Here is a 20,395-nt window from a genome sequence, read left to right as displayed (position 1 = left end):
TTGGCGGCAGGCCGTGTGCGAAAGGTCTAGGGAAGGTCTTCCAGGGTGACGGCGGGAAAGACGCCGGGGAAGCCTTGTTCGTGGGTTTGCTCGCCGAAGAGGAGGCCTTGTCCCCAGTCGAGCGTCAAGGTCGCCGCATCGGGCCTTTCCAGTTCCAGCGTATCGCCGCCACTGCCCAGCCGCAGCCGGCATTGGCCGAGATAGGCGGCAAAGGCGTCAAGCGATTGCCCTTCGGCAACCAGAACCGCCCAGCCCTGCCGGGGGCCGAGACTGCGATATTCGATGCCTGCGCCCGGGCCGGTGGTGATCGGCTGCAACGGACCTGTCGATTTATAGGCGACAAGGCCTCCGTCGTGGCTCTCAAGGATCAGGGTGTCGCCCACAAGGTGATGCGTGAGCCCGGCGCGCGCGGCATAGACATGGGTGAAGTCGAGCCGCGCCTGCGCGCCGAGCTGATAGAGCACCAGGGCGGCATTGCGATGCTGGCCGACGCGGGGGAGAACGCCGTTGCCGGCCCAGTAGGAGGGGCGCTGCTGGCCCCAGGGGTCGTCCTCGCCCGGATGGTTGAGCCAGCTGCGCGCCATCGGGTGGCTGGCAAAGCGCAGGTCGAGCACGTGCTGCTGATGGCCGTGCCCACCGGGCTGGGCGCCGCTATTGGTCGAAAGCTGGACGTGCCGGGTCTTGTAGAGCGTAAGCAGCGCGGCGGGGCCGAAGCCCTGGCTGTAACGCGCCGTCAGCACCTTGCCCGGGGCCGGCTCGACATAGGACGAGATTTCATCGGGGGGCGCGTAGCCGCCGGCGGCAAAAAGGGGAAGCGACGCGACGCCCTGGTTGAGCCATCCCTCGCCAAAGGCCACCGCGGCAAAAGGGGCGAGTTCGGTCAGCGGACCCGCCCGCAATTCCTTGTCATAGGCGCGGCCCATCGAGCCGGACGGAACCCCGGCCAGGGTGTGGAGCGCGACCATGGTGAAGATGCGGTCGCACAATTGACGGGCGCGGTCGGCGATGGCTTGGGGGGCAAGTTCCACCAGGGCCAGCAAGCCGATGAAATCGACCGGGTAATAGGCGGCTGAATTCCATTCGGCCAGCCCTTCTTCCTCGACCGAATCCAGCCAGCGCTCCAGCCGCTCGATGGCAATGGTGGCCTGCTCGTTACCGGTTCGGCCCGAGGCAGTGAAGATGTCCTCGGGAAAGCTCAGGCCCGCCAGCAACTGGGAGACGTGGAAGCACAGCGCGTGGTTCTCGCTCCAGAACCACATCACGTCATTGCCCGGCTCGTCGACCCAATAGCGGAACCCGAGCAGGGTGGTTCGGATGCGCTCGGCCAGGTCGGGCGGGAAGGCGGAGCCGTGCCGCATCCAGGCCCAGAGCAGCGGCACCGACACGAAGTCGGCGCAGTCGCGATGCTCCTCGATGGCGAGAAGCGTTTCTTCGATGATGGGGCGCAGGCGCGGGTCGTCGGAGCGGCCGGTTTCGAGCAGCGCCACCGCCGTGCCCATGCGCAACTCGCCGTGCAGCGCAGCATGTTCGAGAGCCCTGGCCTTGCGCGCCGCAAGGTCGGCGCCCAGCTGCTCCGGGGCGATCGCGCCCAGGATCGGACAGCCGATGGTACGGGTGACGCGACTGTCGCCGGCGATGAACTCGAGCTCGAGCGAATGGTAGCCGTCGGGAAGGTCGCGGCCCTTGCACAGCGTCACCTCGGTAACGCCCGCCGGTAGCGCGACCGTCCGGTCGAGGAGCGTGGCATGGGTATGAGAGGTGGATTTGACCCGGGCGCGGATGTCCACCGGAAGGCTCGAGGGCGTATCGAAGAGGAGGGTCACAGCCTCGTCCCCGGTGATGACGTCGCCGCTGGTGCGCACCTGCGTCGAGAGGGCCTTGAGGGTCTCGACCTTGTCGCCCAGCCGCGCCCCGGGCAGGTGGATTTCCAGCGCGACGGCGTCGAGCAGCACCAACTCGAAGAACCAGTTGGTATCGCGCTCCGCCATGTCCTCGGTCAGCACCACGATCTCGCTGCCGCTGGCCCTGATCGGCAGGTGGACGACCGTCTGCTGCGTGTGGTTGCGGGTATAGGGCTCAAAGCGGCCGGCAAGTTCGCCGTCCACCCAGATGTGCACGCCGCCGCGCGTCTCGAGGCGGAAGGAGCAATAGCGATCCTCCGGGGCTGCCAGCGTCGTGCGGCACCAGCGCGCCAGCCGCGTCGGGCGATGGCGGAACTGGCTGAACTCTACCCGCCGGTTGCTGCCGGGGAGGTAAAGGCTTTCGACCGGCCAGTCGGTGCGCAACGTGACGGTGCGCGTGGCCACGTCGCGCCAGGTCGCGACCCGGCATGGCAGGTCGCCGACATCGACGAAGCCGTTCACGTATTTGTAGTTCTGCGGATCGCGGGCTTTGGCCGGCTGGCCCGGGTAGTAGGTCGCCTCGACCGGGGACAGCTCCCAGGCGGTGACACTGTTTCCCCGGGCGATGGTCATCAATGGTGCGGTCATGAAACGGCTTTCGGCATGGGGCTTCGCCCCTTGAAGCGCAGCAGGGGCTCGAGGCTGTCGAGGAGCACCGGCAGGTCGCCTGGCGCCTCGATCCTGAAATCGGGTTGTTCGGTCTCGTCAATGGGCTCGTGGGTCCGAAGGGTCGACCAGGCCATGAAGATCGAGGTTATGCCCAGGGCGTTGGCGCCCTTGATGTCGCGCGAAAGGTTGTTGCCCACCATCACGCAACGCCAGGCGTCGGCGCGGGTGAGCCCGATGGCGGCGAGAGCCGTATCGAACATGCGGGCGTCGGGCTTGAGCGCGCCGACATCCTCGGAGATCACATGGGCATCGAAAAGCTCCCAGAGCCCGTGCTGGCCCAGAAGGTTGACGAAGCTCTGGCGCGGTCCGTCGGCCACCAGGACGAGGGGATAGCCGAGCGCCTTGAGTGTGTGCACCATGCCGGCCGCGCCGGGAATGAGGTCGCCGCGCAGGACCACTTCGCTTCCCGGTTGCTTTATCTCGGTGCGCTCATCGACCAGCGTGTCGCCGCAATCGAGCAGGATGGCGCCGAAGCGCGGCAGGCCTGCGCGCAGCCGCGCGAGCTCGGCACGGACGCGGTCGGGAATGGCGGCCCGGAGGTCGGCCCAGGGCATGAGCGCGGGCATGTCGGCGACCGGCAGGTAGTCGTGGCTCGGCACGAAGGCGTCATGGCGCATCCGGAGCCGGGCGAGGCGGTGGTCCTCTTCGCTCGCCAGATAGTCGCCGCGCTCGGCGAAGGGGTTGCCCAGATGGACGCCCTCGATGCCGGCGGCCGGGCCGCAGAGAACCGCCAGCTTCTCGCGGTCGGCGGCGCTCATGTGCTCTGGGGCGGCCCAGTGGGCATGCTTGCCGGCCTCGGCGTAGATGGCCGGGTGTCCGTCCAGCATCCGGGCCTTGCCGCGGCCCGCGTCCATCACCCGGCGGCCGCCATGGGCGGAGGCCTCGACCAGGACGATCTGCCCCTGGGTATCGACATGCACCCAGACGTGTTCGAGGTCGTAGAGGTGCCCGATATCCCAGTCGTAATAGATGGCGTATTCGATGGCGAGCGCGCCCGCCGGTTCCACCCGGAACTTGGAGGACGGCGACTGGCCGGGTTCGCGGAAGAGCGTATAGCCGTAGGCCACCGGCCGGTAGGGCTCGCGCGCATCGAGCAAGAGGCGCGGCGCATAGCGGGCCGCCAGTTCGCCATCGGCCTCCACGGAAATGTCGGTCACGCCACGGCTCCGGCCAGGGACAGCTCCTCGGCAAAATGGCAGCGCACCTGCCTGCCGCCCTCGACCGCCCGGAGCGCGGGAACCTCGGCGCTGCAACGGGGCTGCGCGTAGGGGCAGCGCGGATGGAAGGCGCAGCCTGCAGGCGGGTTGGCCGCGTTGGCGATCTCGCCCTTGAGCGGCACGCGCTTTCGCGTCCGGTTGCCTCGCGGGTCCGGTTGCGGCACGGCGGCCATGAGGGCTTCCGTATAGGGATGGAGCGGCTTGCTGAAAAGCTGCTCGGTGGGCGCGACCTCGAGCAGCCGCCCCAGGTACATCACGCCCACCCGGTCGGCGATGTGCTCGACCATGCCCAGGTCATGGGTGATGAAGAGATAGGTGAGGCCGAACTTTTCCTGCAGGTCCTGCAGAAGATTGATGTTCTGCGCGGCGACCGAGACGTCGAGCGCGGAGACCGCCTCGTCGGCCGCGATAAAGCTGGGGTTGAGCGCCAGGGCGCGGGCGATGCCGATGCGCTGGCGCTGGCCGCCCGAAAAGGCGTGGGGGTAGCGGTTGAGGAACTCGGGACGCAGCCCCACCACTTCGAGCAGTTCGGCCACCCGGTCGCGGATTTCGGCCTGGGTGCCCACGCCGTGGATCACCAGCGGCTCGCCCACCAGTTCGAGCAGGTTCATGCGCGGATTGAGCGAGGAATAGGGATCCTGGAAGATCATCTGCATCTCGCGGCGCAGCGAGCGCATCTGCCGGTCGGTGAGGTTGGAGACATCGATCACCGAACCATCCGATTGCCGGAAGAGGATGCTGCCTCCCGTCAGCGAATAGGCGCGCAGCATCAGCCGCGCGACGGTCGACTTGCCCGAGCCGGATTCCCCGACCAATCCCATCGTCTCGCCCTTGCGGATATCGAGGGAGACATCGTCGATGGCCTTGACGTCCCCGACCTTGCGGCGGAGCCATCCGGCCTGGATGGGGAAGTATTTCTTGAGGTTGCGCACCGAGATCAGCACGTCGTCCGGCAGGGTGGCCGCACCGGCGGAAAGGTCAGACATGGACGGGCTCCTGCACAAACTGGTCGGCGATGTGGCAACGCGACATCTGGCTGCCGAAACGCCGTTCGGGCGGGGCTTTCACATCGCAGAGCCCGGCGCGGGCGTGGCTGCAGCGCGGATGGAACTCGCATCCCTGCGGCACGCTGAAGGGGTCCGGCACCATGCCGGGAATTGTGGGGAGGCGCCGGCCCTGGTCGACCCCGAGCCGCGGGATCGAGCGCAGGAGGGCCTGGGTATAGGGGTGCTTGGGCTCATAGAAGATGTCATCCACGCTCGCCGTCTCGAGGATGCGACCCAGATACATCACCGACACGCGGTCGGCGATGTCGGCCACCACGCCGAAATTGTGGGTGATGAAGATGATCGCCATGCCCAGTTCGGCCTGGAGCTGCTTGAGCAGATCGAGAATCTGCGCCTCGGTCGTCACGTCGAGCGCCGTGGTGGGCTCGTCCGCGATCAGCAGGCTCGGGTCGCACGAGATGGCGAGCGCGATCATGGCGCGCTGGCGCATGCCGCCCGAAAGCTGGTGCGGATAGGCATCGACCAGCTCGGCCGGGCGCGGCAGCCGCACCTTGGCGAGGAGATCGATGGCCCTCTCGCGCGCGGCGGACCGGGAGAGGCCCTTGTGCAACTGGATGGTGCGCATGATCTGGGTGCCGATGGTATGGACCGGGGAGAGCGCGGTCATCGGCTCCTGGAAGATCATGCCGATATGGTTGCCGCGCACCTGCCGGATGGCGCGGCTGTTGCGTGAAAGGGCAGAGAGTTCGATTTCCTCCCCGTCGCGCGGACGGAAGCGGATGGTGCCGCCGGCATCGACGGCGCGCTTGGGCAGCAGGCGCATGATGGCGCGGGCGGTGATGGATTTGCCCGACCCGCTTTCGCCGACGATGCCGAGCACCTCGCCCTTGTTGACGTGGTAGGAGACCCCGTTGACCGCCTTGACCAGGCCTTCGCGCATGGGGAAGTGCACCTGGACGTTTTCCAGGTCGAGCAGCCGCTCTACAGGCATCGTGGAATTGGTCATGGCTCTACTGCCCATAGGGGTCGGCGGCGTCGCGCAGGCCGTCGCCAAGGAAGTTGAAGGCAAGCACGGTCAGCACGACCGCGATGCCGGGCGAAAGCAGCCAGGGGGCGAGTGAGATCGAGCGCAGGTTCTGCGCATCCTGCAGCAGCACGCCCCAGCTGACGACGGGCGGCCGCAGGCCGAGCCCCAGGAAGCTCAGCGCCGTCTCGCCCAGGATCATGTCCGGCACCGCCAGGGTCAGCGCGGCGATGATGTAGGAGGTCATGGAGGGAAGCATGTGCTTGGTGATGATCCGGAACTCGGTCGCTCCGGCGAGGCGCGCGGCGAGGACATAGTCCTCGTTGCGGATGGCGAAGAACTGCCCGCGCACGACGCGCGCCAGGTGCGTCCAGCCGATGAGGGCCAGGATGAGCGTGATGAGCACGTAGACGAAGAGCGGGTCCCAGGCGACGGGCAGGGCCGCCGCCAGGCCCATCCAGAGCGGGATGGTGGGGATGGAGCGGATGAACTCCATCAGCCTCTGGATGGAGCTGTCGATCCAGCCGCCGAAATAGCCCGAGATCGAGCCGAGCGTGAGCCCGAGCACGAAGGCGAAGGCGACGCCGACGAGGCCGGCCGAAAGGCTGACGCGCGCGCCGTGGAGCAACCGGGAGAAGACATCGCGCCCCAGGTCGTCCGTGCCCAGCAGGTTGATCTGGTTGCGCCGGTCCTCGACGCCGAAAAGGCGGATGTCGGAGGTGAAGAGGCCGAAGAAGCTGTATTCGTCGCCCCGCACGAAGAGGCGGATCGGCAGCACCTTGTTGGTATCGGCGGTGAAGGTGACGCGGGCGGTCTCGGGATCGCGCTCCCGCGCCAGGCCGTAGACGAAGGGACCGACGAACTGGCCCTCGTGGAAGAGGTGGATCGGGGTGGGCGGGGCCAGGGTCCGCAGGCGCTGCACCTCGAAGGGGCTATAGGGGGCGACCATGTCGGCGAAGATCGCCGAAACGATCAACAGGCCCAGGAACCACATCGAGATCACCGCCAGCGTGTGACGGGAAAAGCGGCGCCAGATGAGCTGCCACGGCTTGGCGGTGAACAGCTCCTCCTTGCGGTCGGCAGCGTTCGCCTTGCCCTTGGCGTCGGTGTTGGAGGGGATCGTCTGTTCGGTCATGGCGAGCACCTCACGCGTAGCGAATGCGCGGGTCGAACCACGCCAGAAGGATGTCCGAGACCAGCGTGCCGATAACGGTGAAGACGCTGAGCACGAGAATGAAGCTGCCCGCCAGGTACATGTCCTGCATCTTGAGGGCCTGCAGCAGCAGCGGGCCGGTGGTGGGCAGGTTGAGGACGACGGCGGTGACGATGTCGCCCGAGAACAGCGCCGGCAGGGCCCAGCCCACGGTCGAGATGAAGGGGTTGAGGGCCACGCGCACGGGATAGCCCCAGACCACGCGCGCTTCGCTCAACCCCTGCGCGTAGGCGGTCTCGACATAGGGCTTGCCCAGTTCGTCGAGCATGTTGGCGCGCATGACGCGGATGAGCCCGGCAGCGCCGCCCGTCGCCAGAACGACCAGGGGAATCCAGAGGTGCTGGAGGAGGTTGACGAACTTGTCCATGCTCCAGGGAGCGCTCTGGTACTGCGCCGAGAACAGCCCGCCGACGTCGAGGTTGAGATAGACGAAGCTGATCCACATCAGGATCAGGGCGAGAAGGAAATCGGGGATGCCCTTGCCGAGAAAGCCGAAGACGGTGAAGACGTAGTCCAGCACCGAATATTGCCGTGTCGCCGAATAGACGCCGACCGGGATGGCGATGATCCAGGTGAAGACGAGGCTGAGGGTGGAGATCGCCAGCGTGATGGCGAGCCGGTCCCAGATGAGGGAGGAAACCGGCGCGTTCCACTGCAGCGAATAGCCGAAGTCGCCCCGGAAGACGATGTTGGATATCCAGCGCCAGTATTGCACCAGCATGGGGTCGTTGAGCCCGTACTGGGCGCGCAGCGCGGCCTCCTGCGCCTCGGTGATGTATTCACCCTGGTGGCGCAGTTCGGCCGCGTAGGCGGTGATGTAGTCGCCCGGCGGAAGCTGGATGATCACGAAAGCGACGAACGAGATAAAGGCGAGCGTCGGGATCGCCAGTAGGGCGCGCCGAACGATAAAGGCGATCATGGCTGTTCCTCCCCCAGGCCAAGTGCTGTTGCAGTTGTTGGCCTAAGCCCGATGGGCGACCCGGGACGGCGAACCGCCCCGGATCTGGTCTTGGTTTTTACTTATCCATCCAGAACTGCTGCGTGCGCGCAATGCCCACGCCGCGGAAGATGTCGTCCTGGACCAGGTCGGGCTGCACGTTGTGCATCTTGTCCGAGACGATGTTGACCACCACGCCCCCGCCATAGACACCGATGACGTAGCCGGCATCCACGAAGTCGGCGATCATCTGGTTGACGGCCGTGTCGGCTTCCTCGACCGACAGGGACTGGGAGGCCTTGTCCCAGGAGGCGAACATGGCCCGTACGGCGCTGTCGGCAGGCGGCTCGGTGCCGCTTTCGCCCTTGGTCTGGTACCACTTGAAGTATTCGTTGCCGTAGGACTGGCTGCCCAGCATCAGGCGCGGGTCGGCCGGCACGTAGGTGAGGCGGTCGAACGGCATCCACTGGAGCTGGAAGTCGTTGTTGTCGCGGTTGTTGTCCCACTGGGTGCGGTCGATGACGCGCGGCAGAAGCTCGATCCCGACATCGGCGAACATGTCGGCGAGGATCTCGAGCGTCTTGGCGTGGGCGGCGTCGTTGGCCTCGATGGTCAGGCTCAGGCGCTGGCCGTCGGGGCGCAGGCGGAACCCGGCGCTGTCGCGTTCGGTGAGGCCGACCGAATCCAGCAGGCTGTCGGCCTGGTCCGGATCGTACTCGGTCCAGTGGGAGGAGAGCTCGTCCTTGTGGTAGGGCGAGCCGTTCACCGGCGCCGTCTGGATGGGGTAGGCTAGGCCGGACTGGGTCAGGTCCACGATGGCTTCCCGATCCACCGCGACCGAGAGGGCGTGGCGGAAATCGCGGTTCTGGAAGAGGTCCTGGAGGACCTTGTCCTTGACCGTCAGGTTCGGGATGATCGACCAGACGTTGGAGTCGCGGCCCGACACGACATTGTAGCCGCCGCGTGCCTCGTTCTCCTTGTAGAAGGTGTAGTTGTCCAGGCCCATGTAGCGGGCCTGCATGTCGATCTGCCCCTGGGCGACCATCAGGTTGAGCGTTTCCGGGTCCTGGAACAGGCGGTGCTCGATGCGGTCGATATAGGGCAGCTGGTTACCGTCCTGGTCCACCGCGTAATAGTAGGGGTTGCGAACCATGGTGACGACTTCGGCCGGCGCCGGGGTTTCGATCTTCCAGGCCGTAAGCACGGGCAGGTCGGGATTGACCCACCAGGCGGTGGCGACGCCCTTGGAGCCCCACAGGCCCGTCCATTTCTCGACGCCGAACTTCTTGGCCGCGGCGGCGAGCTCGTCCTCGCTGGCGTAGTGGTTGTTGAACTGGCTCAGGTAGTGCTTGGGGAACAGGAAGCTCGGGCGGTCGAGGCTCGGCTCGCCCGTCGAATCCTTGGCCAGGATCTGCAGGAAGTAGACATAGGGCTGGGCGAACTTGATCGTGAACGTGCGGTCGTCGACGATCTTGAGCTCGAGCGGCTTGCCGCCCGGGGCAAAGGTCGGGTCGATATTGGGGACGATGTCGGGATTGAGGAACACGTCCTTGTACCAGAACTCGACATCCTCGGTGGTCACCGGCTGCCCGTCCGACCATTTGAGGCCTTCGAGCAGGGTGAAGGTGAACTCGGTGGAATTGTCGTTGACCGAATAGCTCTCGATGTAGCCCGGCTTGAGCACGGCCTCTCCGCCCGGGTCGGCCGTCCATTTGAGCACGCGCTCTTCCATCAGCTTGGTCGGGCCCCAGCGGTCGCCCGGGCCGCTATAGGCGCGATGCCAGGTGCCGCCATACTGGCCCACCGAGAGTGCGTCCACGACCGTCGGGTGAGCGGGCAACCGCTCATCGACGGGAGGAAGCTTGCCCGCCTTGACCATGTCGGCCAGCATGGGTGCTTCCTGAAAAGCCAAGGCGATGCCGGTCATCGCCGTCGTCGCCAGAACCGCCGTCGCGATCGTCGCGATCCATTTCCTGGTATTCATTGACGTCTTCCTCCAATTGAGCGTCGCCATGTAACCAACCGGTGACATAGGCTCGCGCATGGTGCTCGCTGGAAGTGCTCGGCTACCTCGCAAAAATATTTGCATGCCCCTCCCTTCCCCTCCTGGACCGGCACGGCGCCTCAGCAATGTGTCCTTGCTTATTGGCGATTGTGCTGATCACGGGCCTATCTTTGCGGCTGTTAACGAGCGGCGCAATATGAAACAATTTTCATTGCTGTCATCTGCCGGTCATGGTCGGGCGGCTGGTATGGAAGATCGGCATGAATATCAACGCGCTAGGGTGTTCCGGCCAGGTCATGGAACGCGCCGAAGCAGGGGTTGAAAAATTCACCGACTGGTTACTTACGGTGGCGATCTTCCCGAAGATGGTCTGGTTTCCACCCCGTCAGCGGCTGGTCAGGGTCTGCGCGCTGCCCCTTATCGTCAGCTTGCACCCGAGCTCCAGGCGATGGGCCGGAAGCACGGTGTTGGCGTTGACGATGCGCTGCTCGAGCAGGTGCAGGGCGGCATTGCCCATGTGCTCGAGCGGCACGCTGACCGTCGTCAGGGGCGGGGAGGTGAGCTCTCCCAGCGCCACCCCGTCAAAGCCGATGACGGAAACGTCCTCGGGCATGGCGAAGCTATTGCGGCGCAGGGATTTCATCACGCCGAGCGCCAGGTTGTCGGCGGCGCAGAAGATGGCGGTGATGCCGCCCATCCCCTCGTGCCTTTCGATCCAGCGGTCGATGGCGGCCTCGGCCATTTCGGGCATGTAGCCGGCGGCATGATGGATATAGGCGGTTTCGAGCGACAGGCCGTTGGCGCGGAAGGCATCGAGGAAGCCGTCCCGGCGCCGGCGAATCGTGCTGCGGCCCTCCCAGGTCAGGTGCATGATGCTGCGATGGCCCTGCTGGATCAGCCAGTTGGTGGCGTATTGCGCCGCGAAGCGGTTGCCGGGCGTGACGCTGTCGATCTGCATCTCCTGGTCCTCCCCGTTCATCAGGACGGCGGGAATGCGGGCCTCGGCGATCTCGTGCAGGAGTTCGCGACGGTCATCGTTGAGCAGCAGGATGCCGTCGACCTTGGCGGCGCGCGCCCGCTCCACAAGCCGCGCGCCGCTCACCCTGGGCCTGTCGACTTCGAGCGGAACGATGTGGATGGCGCGCCGCTCGCATTCGCGCATCAGCGTGGAAAGCAGGGTCCAGGAATAGAGGTTGTGCTCGTTATGGGGCAGGGTGTCGCTGGGGACGGCCAGCAGCACGCTGCGCAGCACCGCGATGGCGGCCTTCTCGCGGCGCTTGGCGAGGTAGCCGATGGCGCTGGCGGCGTCGAGGACCCGGGCGCGCACTTCCGGGGAGATCGGGGCGGTGCCGTTGAGGACGTGGGAGACGGTGGATACCGCCACTTCGGCCCGGTCCGCCACGTCCTTGATGCCGACCTTGCGTCCCTGCTCATTCTTCACAATGCTTGCCCATGCAATCGCCCCCAACCGGGCCCTGTTTTCGGCCAGGCGCGTGAGGCGCGCAAGCGTTAGCGGCAAATTGCATGCGGCCGGTGCCCGAAAAGACCTGCGCCGGTTCAGTCCGCCGCCAGTTGCTCGAGCCGCTGGTAGGCGGCGAGCGGAATGGCGATGCCGCTCCTCTCGGACTTTTCGCGCTGCTGGTAGCGGCGCGTGCCGGGCAGGCGCGACATGCCGGCATCGAGCAGTCGCTCCACCAGCGTTTCGGCCCGGGCAGCGAAATTACCCGGATTGCCGCGATCGGGATCGATGACGATGAAGAGCTGTCCGGTGTGGGGCGTCTGGGCGCCGGGATAGGCCGACCAATCCACCTCGAACGAAAACTGCCCGCCGGTGAGCGCGGCGCCCAGGAGCTCGATCATCAGCGAAATGGCCGAACCCTTGTGGCCGCCGAAAGTCAGCAGCGCACCGGAATCGAGGACGGTCTGCGGATCGGTGGTCGGCCGGCCTTCGCCGTCCACGGCATAGCCCTGCGGCAATTGCCGGCCTTCGCGCGCCGCGATCTGCACGTCGCCATTGGACATCGAACTGGTCGCCAGGTCGGCCACCAGCGGCGGGCCGCCCAGGCGCGGCGCCGCGTAGGCGATGGGGTTGGTGCCGAATACGGGGCTCTGCGCGCCGTGCGGCACCGCGCAGGCGAAGCTGTTGGTCATGCTGATGGCGAGGAGCCCTTCATCGGCGAAGGGCTCGACGTCGGGCCAGAGCGCGCTGAAATGGTGCGAGTTGCGGATGGCGAGTACCGCCGCGCCAGCGTCCCGGACCTTGGCCAGCACGAGGCTTCGCGCGGCGGCCAGCGCGGGTTGGGCAAAGCCGTTCATGGCATCCACGCGGACCATGGCCGCGCCGATGTCCTCGACGCGCGGCTGCGCCCGCGGGTCCACCCAGCCGCTCGCGATCGAGGACAGGTAGCCCGGTATGCGGAAGATGCCGTGGGAGGCCGCGCCGTCCCTTTCACACCCGGCGCAGTTGCGGGCCAGGATTGCAGCCACATCGGGGCTGGCGCCCGCGCGCAGGAAAACGCGTTCGAGCAGGTCCGTCAGTTGGGCGAGGTCGAGGACCTTGGTGTCTTCCGATTGCGGGTGGGCGGGGTCCGTCATAATTCCGGGTTTCTGCTCGGGACTGTTGATCGGAAATCTAGCGCGCCATGGCAGGAGCGGAAAGCTGCCTGGGGCGCTCGTGCATGCGGGGAGGCTCGCATCGATGGCGCGATGGTGCCATTGATGGGCGGCGAAGACTGCCAGGAGCCAGGACGATGCGATCGAGCAAGGTCATTCACGTGGTGGGCGCCCATGCCGAAGGGGAAGTGGGCGACGTCATTGTCGGGGGCGTGCTGCCGCCGCCGGGCGAGACGCTCTGGGAGCAGTCGCGCTTCATCGCCAGGGACGAGACGCTGCGCAATTTCGTGCTCAACGAGCCGCGCGGCGGCGTCTTCAGGCATGTGAACCTGCTGGTGCCGGCCAAGGATCCGCGGGCGCAGATCGGCTGGATCATCATGGAGCCGGCCGACACGCCGCCGATGTCGGGCTCCAACTCGATCTGCGTTTCCACGGTCCTGCTCGATACCGGCATCATCCCCATGGAGGAGCCGCAGACCCATATGGTGCTCGAGGCTCCGGGCGGGGTGGTGGACGTCACCGCCGATTGCCGGAACGGCAAGGCCGAGCGCATCACCGTCACCAATGTCCCCTCGTTCGTGGACAGGCTCGGCGCCAGCATCGAGGTCGAGGGCCTCGGCACGTTCACCGTCGATACCGCCTATGGCGGGGACAGTTTCGTCATCGTCGATGCGGCCGCGCTCGGCTTCGCGCTGACGCCGGACGAGGCGCGCGACCTCACCGAAACCGGCATCGCCATCACCGCTGCCGCCAACGCGCAGCTGGGCTTCGTGCATCCGCAGAACCCGGACTGGTCCCATATCTCGTTCTGCCAGATCGCCGCGCCCGTGGCGCGTGAGAACGGCGTGCTGGTCGGCAAGAACGCGGTGGTCATCCGCCCCGGCAAGATCGACCGCTCGCCCACCGGCACGGGTTGCTCGGCCCGCATGGCGGTGCTGCGGGCCCGCGGCCAGATCGAGATCGGGGAGACCTTCATCGGCCGCTCGATCATCGATTCCGAATTCCGTTGCCATGTCGCGGCCGATATCGAGATCGCCGGTCGCCCGGCGATCCGCCCCGTGATCTCGGGGCGGGCCTGGGTGACGGGCACGAGCCAGCTCATGCTCGACCCGAGCGATCCCTGGCCGTCGGGATACCGGCTGGCCGATACCTGGCCGATGCTCGGCGACTAGGCCGCCGCCCGGCCGACGGCGCCCTACTGCGTCGTCGGGGGCTGTTCGGGCGCGGGGCGGAACGCCTCGGGCATGGAGCGCACGTGCAGGTCGCGCTGCGGGAAGGGAATCTCGATGCCGGCCTTGCCCAGGCCATCGTAGATGGTGAACAGCAGGTCGGACTTGACCGAGGCGCCGTTGAAGATTTCCCCAACGAAGCAGCGCAGTTCGAAATTGAGGGCGCTGTCGCCCAGCCCCATGAAGAACACCGACGGCTCGGGATACTTGAGCACGTCCTTGTGGCCGGTCGCCGCGCCCAGCAGCACGGTCTTTGTCGCCTCGAGGTCAGAGCCATAGGCGACGCCCACCGGCACCACCACGCGCCCGATGCGCGAGGACAGCACCATGTTCTTGACCACGCCCGAGATCAGCTCGGAATTGGGGACGATGACGTCGTGGCGGTCGAAGGTCTCGATGCGGGTGGAGCGGACCGAGATCTTGCGCACGATGCCGGTCTGGCCGGCCACCTCGATCCAGTCGCCCTCCTTCACCGGGCGTTCCACCAGCAGGATGATGCCCGAGACGAAATTGGAGACCACGGCCTGCAGGCCAAAACCGATGCCGACCGAGAGGGCGCCGGCGACGATGGCGAGGTTGGAAAGGTCGAGCCCGGCGAGGGACACCGCCAGCAAGACGGCGGCGACGACGCCCAGGTAGCCCACGCCGGTCAGCACGGCGTTGCGCCCGCCGGTGTCCATGCGGGTGCGCGGCAGCACCGAGGATTGCAGGAAGCGCTGGAGCCAGCGCGTCAGCAGCAGGCCGACGACGAAGACCACGACCACCGTCAGCAGCGCATTGGCCGAGAGGCGCACCCCGCCCAGGTCGACGCCCTGGCTGGCAAGGATCCAGGCCTCCGAGAGGTCGGTCACCCGCGCGCCCCAGATGATGGCGTAGAGCGGCAGCGAGGCGAGGAAGACGATGAGGCCGATGATGAGCGGCAGGAGGCCCATCAGTTCCTGGTTCTTGACCGGCCGGATGCCCATGAGGGCGTGGATCGCCACCACCAGCACCGATTGGGTCACGAGCGAGACCACCACCAGGCCCAGCGACAGGATCATCGGGAAGAGCGCCTGCTGGGCGAGCTGGGTGAAGCCGATGAGCGTCGCCCCGAGCGCCGCAGCCACCGAGAGCTGGATCAGGCGGGCGATGGCGATGAGGATGTTCTGGCTCATCAGCCCGTCATTGGCCGGAATGCTGTCCGGGTCGTCCTTGGCCGAGAGCAGTACGCGGGCCAGGCCCCAGAGGCAGAAGGTGCCGAGCAGCACGACGATGGCCGAATAGACCGCCAGTGCGCCCGGGGTGAAGCGGTAGCCGGCCTTGGCGGCTTCGAGCGCCGTGCCGGCGACGAGCGTCCAGCCCAGTCCGTCGCAGAAGCGGCGGCCGGAACGGGCGCTGGCATCGTCCACGCCCACGAAGCGCAGGGCGGGGGAGCTCGGCGCGAACACCACCGTGCCCAGCCAATGTGCGCCGATGAGCGCGAAGGGGGCGAGGATCAGCACGGCGCCCAGTTCGCCCTCGGTCGAACTCACGAGGCCGAGCATGAAGATGGCTGCGACCACCATATAGGCGCCGGCCATGGGTACCACGAGGCGCGTGATATAGCTGGCCCCCACCATCAGCACCCAGCGGCGGCGGTGGCGCTTGCCCTCCGGCGGCGTCTCGAACCGCTTGAGCAAGCCGCGATAGCTGAAGAAGAACACCGCTCCGCCCGCGATGAGGATGATGGCGCCCAGGATGATCTGCTGGATCGTGCGCACGCCGTCCGAGGGGCTGACGATGTAGCGGCCGATATCGGTCACCGATTTGACGAAGAAGGACGAGCCTTCGGTGAAGGCGGCCAGCCATGTGTTGGGCAGGAGCGGGGAGGGGCCGCCCGAGAGGAGCTGGCTGTTCTTGCGGACGCGGATTTCGTTGTCGAGTTCCTTGACCAGCGCATCGGCGCGGCGGAAGGCCATTTCGGCCTGCACGACCGGGGTATTGGCTTCGGCGATGGCCAGCTCGAGCGCCTGGCGCTGCTTGCGCAGCGGCTCGGGCTCGGAGTCGGCGGGGTCGGGAGCTGGGCCGAGCACGTCGAGCTGGGCCTGGAGCGCCCGGGCCTCGACGCTTCCCGCCTCCATGACCTTGCGGGCCTTTTCACGGTCGGAGGCGACGCGTTCGCGCACCGCATCGAGATCGGCGTCTGAGATGTAGCGATTGTTGAGCGCCGCTTCGGCGTCCTTGGCCGATTGCGACCAGCCGGCGACGCCGAGCGTGGAGGGGGAGGCGTCCTGCGCCTGCAGGGGAGAGATCCAGAACGCCATGAGCAGGGCGGCGACCAAAGCCAGGCCCGAAAGCCCGATCCGTTGTCCGTATCTGCTCACATCACTCTCCTCGTACCTGATGACACCGGACCGATTTGGACCGCTTCGGCCCTGTTCTTCAATAGCTTCGGGGCGATTTTCCGGGCAAAGGCGGCCGCTAAAGCCGGGTTTGGCGCCCGGTTCGCCCGAAAGTCACAGGTTCTTGCACAGGGGCGAAGCCTGCTGGCAGGGGCAGGCCATTGCCACTATGTTCGCGCTCCCAATATCGATTCCGGGTTATCCATGGCCACCGACGTCAAGCGCCTCGCCGCCCTCATCGCCACCGAAATCAGCGCCCGCCCCGAGCAGGCGGCGGCAGCGATCGGACTGCTGGACGAAGGGGCGACCGTGCCGTTCGTGGCGCGCTACCGCAAGGAAGTCACCGGCGGGCTCGACGATACGCAATTGCGCACGCTCTCGGAGCGCCTGGGATATCTGCGCGAGCTGGACGCGCGGCGCGACAGCATCCTCCAGTCCATCCGCGAGCAGGGCAAGCTCACTGACGATCTCGAGGCGCGGATCGCCGGAGCCGTCACCAAGGCCGAACTCGAGGATATCTACCTGCCCTATAAGCCCAAGCGCCGCACCAAGGCCGAGATCGCGCGCGAGCGCGGACTGGGGCCGCTGGCCGAGGCGATCCTCGCCGACCGGCGGCTGGTGCCGGCCGAACTGGCCCAATCCTACCTCAGCGAGGATGTCGCCGACGTCAAGGCGGCGCTCGAAGGGGCGCGCGATATCGTGGCCGAGCAGTTCTCCGAGAATGCCGATCTCGTCGGGCGGTTGCGCAACTACATGAAGGAAAAGGCCTTCCTGCGGGCACGCGTCGTCGATGGCAAGCAGGAGGAGGGCGCCAAGTTCTCCGACTATTTCGACCATGTCGAGCGCTGGGCCAACGTGCCGAGCCACCGTGCCCTGGCCATGCTGCGCGGCCGCAACGAGGACGTGCTTTCCCTCGAGATCGAGGTGGACGCCGACGACACCTCGACCGTCAAACCCGCCGTGCGCATGGTGGCCGATGCCTATCAGGTCGGGCGCGACCTGCCCGGCGACAAATGGCTGCTCGAAGTCGCGGGCTGGACCTGGCGCATCAAGCTCTCCCTCCACCTCTCGCTCGACCTGATGGGCGATCTGCGCGAGCGCGCCGGCGAAGAGGCAATCCAGGTCTTCGCGCGCAACCTCAAGGACCTTCTGCTGGCCGCCCCGGCCGGGTCGCGCCCGACCATGGGGCTCGATCCGGGCATCCGCACGGGCGTCAAGGTGGCGGTGGTGGATGGCACGGGCAAGCTGGTCGAAACGACCACGGTCTATCCCTTCCCACCGCGCAACGACGTGCGTGGCACGCAGGCCGAACTGGCCGCGCTCGTCGCCCGGCACGGGGTCGAACTCATCGCCATCGGCAATGGCACGGGCAGCCGCGAGACGGAAAAGCTCGTGGCCGACATGCTGGCAGCCCTGCCCTCGCCCAAGCCGCTCAAGGTCATCGTCTCGGAGGCCGGGGCTTCGGTCTATTCGGCCTCGGAGGCGGCAGCCGCAGAATTCCCCGAACTGGACGTGTCGCTGCGCGGCGCCGTTTCCATCGGAAGGCGTTTGCAGGATCCGCTGGCCGAACTGGTCAAGATCGAGCCCAAGTCGATCGGGGTGGGGCAGTACCAGCACGACGTCGACCAGTATCGTCTGGCCCGCGCGCTCGATGCGGTGGTCGAGGATGCTGTGAACGTGGTCGGGGTCGATCTCAACACCGCCTCGGCCTCGCTCCTTGCCCGTGTCTCTGGCCTGGGCGCCTCGCTGGCCGAGGCGATCGTGGCCCATCGCGATGCCAACGGGCCCTTCGCGCGCCGCCAGGACCTGCTCGGCGTCACGCGCCTGGGGCAGCGCACCTTCGAGCAATGCGCCGGGTTCCTGCGCATCCGGGACGGCAGCGAGCCGCTGGACGCTTCGGCGGTGCACCCGGAAGCCTATGGGGTGGCGCGCAAGATCGTATCCGCCTGCGGCCGGGACGTGCGGGCCCTGATGGGCGACAGCGGCGCCCTCAAGGCGCTCGATCCGCGCGTCTTCGTCGATGAGCGGTTCGGCCTGCCGACGGTGCGCGACATCATCACCGAACTCGAAAAGCCCGGCCGCGATCCGCGTCCGGCCTTCAAGACCGCCACGTTCGCCGATGGCGTGGACGACATCAAGGATCTGAAGCCTGGCATGATGCTGGAAGGCACGGTGACCAACGTCGCCGCCTTTGGGGCGTTCGTCGATATCGGGGTGCACCAGGATGGCCTGGTGCACGTGTCCCAGCTGGCCGACCGTTTCGTCAAGGACGCCCATGAGGTCGTCAAGGCGGGCGACATCGTCAAGGTCCGGGTGGTCGAGGTCGACGTCAAGCGCAAGCGCATCGGGCTGACCATGCGCAAGGACGGTGGCGGCGGGGAGGCGCGCCAGCAGCCCCCTCGTGACGGCGGCAAGCCACCGCCGTGCGGCGGCTCCCCCCGTCCGGGCCAGGGGCGGGACCGGAACCCGCCGCCCTCCCAGGGGGCGCTGGGCGCGGCGCTGTCGGAAGCCCTCAAGCGCAAGTAGAGGGGAGGGCGTCATGCCCTCTCCGGCGCTTCGGGACGAAAAGCCAAAAATCTGGACTGGGGACCAATCGCGGCCCCGGTGGCCGGGGTTATGATCGCGCTCTGACTTCAGGGAGTGCAGTGCATGCAGTTAGCGTCAATCCTGCGGCCTCTACTTGTCTGCGTAGCCATGGCCGCGTCCATCGAGGTGGCGCCCGCCGTCGCCCAGATGCGCCCTTCGGGTAACCTGGCGATGGCCACGGCCACCGTCAACGTGCGCCAGGGCGCCGGCACCCGGTATCCGGTGGTCGATATCCTGCACCGCGGCGAGGAAGTGGAAGTGATCCGTTGCCGGAACAATTTCTGCCTCATCGTTCATGAGGGCCCGCAAGGCTGGGTCTCGGAACGATACCTAAAGCGCCTGGTCGTCCAGCCGCGCTGACCCGGTCTCCTCGGTTCGAACGATGCGTCGCCCCGCCCCCGGGGCCGATGCCATGGACCGTCGCCATGGATTCCTGGCCGGAACTGTCCTAGGCTGACGGCCGGATGGCAGAGGAGGACATGCGAACCGGGAACCGGCGAAGAGAGGCCCGGAGCGAGAAGACAACATCCCTGAGACGTGCGGGAGCGGACCCATGCACAACACTCTTCTCAGCAGACCGCGCGATCGCCTGGAGGACGGCGGCAGCCTGGCGCGGATGGATATCACGACCGCCTGCGTCCCCCGGTCGGAGCAGTTCGAATATTGGCGGGGCCTGGTGGCACCGCTGATCGAGACACAGGCAGGCGATGCCAGCCAGGGCTTCCTCGTCGAGGAGAGCGCCTGGAACCTGGGCAGTATCGCGCTGCTTCAGAACAAGACGGCGCCTTTCCAGTTCCAGCGCACGGCACGCCATGTGCGCGCCGACTCCATCGATCACTGGGTCATCATCTTCGTGCGCGAAGGCGCGCTGACGCTCGGACGGCGCGGCCAGGCAAACTCGGTGCCGCAGCGCGTGCTGCGCGTCGCTTCCTTCCGGGGCGAGTTCGAGGGAAAGGCCGACGCGCTCGACGCGCTTTTCCTGTTCGTGCCCCGCGAATTCTGCGGCGATTCCACCAGCATTCTCGATAGCGCCGAGGAGCGCGAACTCACCAACGGGCTCTCGCTGCTGCTGGCCGACTACCTGCTCGATCTCGAGCGGCGGCTGCCGGTGCTGACCCAGGACGAGCTCCCCAGCATCCTCGCCACCACGCGCACGATGCTGCTCGCATGCCTGGCGCCGACGACCGAGCGGCTGGCCCAGGCCCAGCGCCCGATCGATGCGACCCTGCTCGAAAGGGCGCGGCGGCTGATCCAGGAGGAGCTGCTTTCGCCGCGCCTCAATGTCGATCTCATCTGCCGGCGGCTGGGGGTGTCGCGTTCGCGGCTCTACCGGCTGTTCGAACCGGCCGGGGGCATCGCGCACTACATTCGCGCCCGGCGCCTGCTCGATGCCCATATTTCCCTCGCCAACACCCAGGACCAGCGGCGTATCGCCGACATCGCGGCCGATCGCGGGTTCCTTGATGCCGCCGAGTTCAGCCGCGCCTTCAAGCGCGAGTTCGGCTACACGCCCAGCGACGTGCGGCGCGAGGCTTCGCAGGGGCCGATGCGGCCGGCGGCGACCCACGGGACGGCGGGCGAGGAGGATCTTGTGGGTTTGCTCAGGGGCTTGCATCCGCTGCCGCAATGGTAGG

At 67.0% G+C, this 20,395-nt stretch carries 14 protein-coding genes; 4 read left to right on the top strand and 10 right to left on the bottom strand.

The genetic code is table 11. The features are described 5' to 3' along the window. Positions 1-26 precede the first annotated feature (26 nt). The 9 genes from FNA67_RS18800 to FNA67_RS18760 all read right to left on the bottom strand — a co-directional run bounded on the left by FNA67_RS18800 (position 27) and on the right by FNA67_RS18760 (position 12,568). Positions 27-2,489 carry a hypothetical protein gene (locus FNA67_RS18800; RefSeq protein WP_147657573.1) on the bottom strand — a complete coding sequence of 821 codons (2,463 nt, stop codon included), beginning with the start codon at positions 2,487-2,489 and terminating at the stop codon, positions 27-29. Next, positions 2,486-3,727: an HAD family hydrolase gene (locus FNA67_RS22125; RefSeq protein ID WP_210246401.1), complete on the bottom strand. Its 1,242-nt coding sequence runs from the start codon at positions 3,725-3,727 to the stop codon at positions 2,486-2,488. The genes FNA67_RS18800 and FNA67_RS22125 overlap by 4 nt, the downstream gene beginning before the upstream one ends. Next, on the bottom strand, positions 3,724-4,773 hold the full coding sequence (locus FNA67_RS18790) for an ABC transporter ATP-binding protein (RefSeq protein WP_147657571.1): 1,050 nt from the start codon (positions 4,771-4,773) through the stop codon (positions 3,724-3,726). The genes FNA67_RS22125 and FNA67_RS18790 overlap by 4 nt, the downstream gene beginning before the upstream one ends. Continuing rightward, on the bottom strand, positions 4,766-5,800 hold the full coding sequence (locus FNA67_RS18785) for an ABC transporter ATP-binding protein (protein WP_210246400.1): 1,035 nt from the start codon (positions 5,798-5,800) through the stop codon (positions 4,766-4,768). Before FNA67_RS18785 ends, FNA67_RS18790 begins: the two co-directional genes overlap by 8 nt. A gap of 4 nt (positions 5,801-5,804) precedes the next feature. Then, positions 5,805-6,953, bottom strand: a complete 1,149-nt coding sequence (locus tag FNA67_RS18780; RefSeq protein ID WP_049708149.1) for an ABC transporter permease — start codon at positions 6,951-6,953, stop codon at positions 5,805-5,807. A gap of 10 nt (positions 6,954-6,963) precedes the next feature. Then, positions 6,964-7,950, bottom strand: coding sequence for an ABC transporter permease (locus FNA67_RS18775; RefSeq protein ID WP_049706582.1), 987 nt, complete (start codon positions 7,948-7,950; stop codon positions 6,964-6,966). A 97-nt stretch (positions 7,951-8,047) separates the two neighbouring features. Further along, complete coding sequence (locus tag FNA67_RS18770) at positions 8,048-9,952, bottom strand: ABC transporter substrate-binding protein (protein WP_147657569.1); 1,905 nt, start codon at positions 9,950-9,952, stop codon at positions 8,048-8,050. A gap of 406 nt (positions 9,953-10,358) precedes the next feature. Next, positions 10,359-11,414, bottom strand: a complete 1,056-nt coding sequence (locus tag FNA67_RS18765) for a LacI family DNA-binding transcriptional regulator (RefSeq protein ID WP_147657567.1) — start codon at positions 11,412-11,414, stop codon at positions 10,359-10,361. Positions 11,415-11,530: 116 nt separating this feature from the next. Beyond that, entirely contained in the window at positions 11,531-12,568 is a 1,038-nt protein-coding gene (locus FNA67_RS18760) for an Ldh family oxidoreductase (protein ID WP_147657565.1), read from the bottom strand. A gap of 155 nt (positions 12,569-12,723) precedes the next feature. On the opposite strand from FNA67_RS18760, the gene FNA67_RS18755 reads away from it, so the two are divergent. Further along, positions 12,724-13,758 (top strand): trans-3-hydroxy-L-proline dehydratase, encoded by a 1,035-nt coding sequence (locus tag FNA67_RS18755; protein WP_147657563.1) that lies wholly within the window; start codon positions 12,724-12,726, stop codon positions 13,756-13,758. 23 nt (positions 13,759-13,781) lie between these two features. Here FNA67_RS18755 and FNA67_RS18750 read toward each other — a convergent pair whose 3' ends face one another. Next, positions 13,782-16,157 carry a DUF3772 domain-containing protein gene (locus tag FNA67_RS18750; RefSeq protein ID WP_147657561.1) on the bottom strand — a complete coding sequence of 792 codons (2,376 nt, stop codon included), beginning with the start codon at positions 16,155-16,157 and terminating at the stop codon, positions 13,782-13,784. A 222-nt stretch (positions 16,158-16,379) separates the two neighbouring features. Here FNA67_RS18750 and FNA67_RS18745 point away from each other — a divergent pair, with 222 nt between their 5' ends. From FNA67_RS18745 to FNA67_RS18735, 3 genes are all read left to right on the top strand, one after another. After that, positions 16,380-18,701 carry a Tex family protein gene (locus FNA67_RS18745; protein ID WP_147657559.1) on the top strand — a complete coding sequence of 774 codons (2,322 nt, stop codon included), beginning with the start codon at positions 16,380-16,382 and terminating at the stop codon, positions 18,699-18,701. 123 nt (positions 18,702-18,824) lie between these two features. Further along, a complete protein-coding gene (locus FNA67_RS18740; RefSeq protein WP_082202247.1) occupies positions 18,825-19,121 on the top strand; it encodes an SH3 domain-containing protein in 297 nt (98 codons plus the stop codon). A gap of 193 nt (positions 19,122-19,314) precedes the next feature. Continuing rightward, positions 19,315-20,394: a helix-turn-helix domain-containing protein gene (locus tag FNA67_RS18735; RefSeq protein ID WP_147657557.1), complete on the top strand. Its 1,080-nt coding sequence runs from the start codon at positions 19,315-19,317 to the stop codon at positions 20,392-20,394. Position 20,395: the final 1 nt, after the last annotated feature.

This window comes from Youhaiella tibetensis (genome assembly GCF_008000755.1).
GTDB lineage: Bacteria > Pseudomonadota > Alphaproteobacteria > Rhizobiales > Devosiaceae > Paradevosia > Paradevosia tibetensis.
This window is presented reverse-complemented; position numbering and strand designations above follow the sequence as displayed.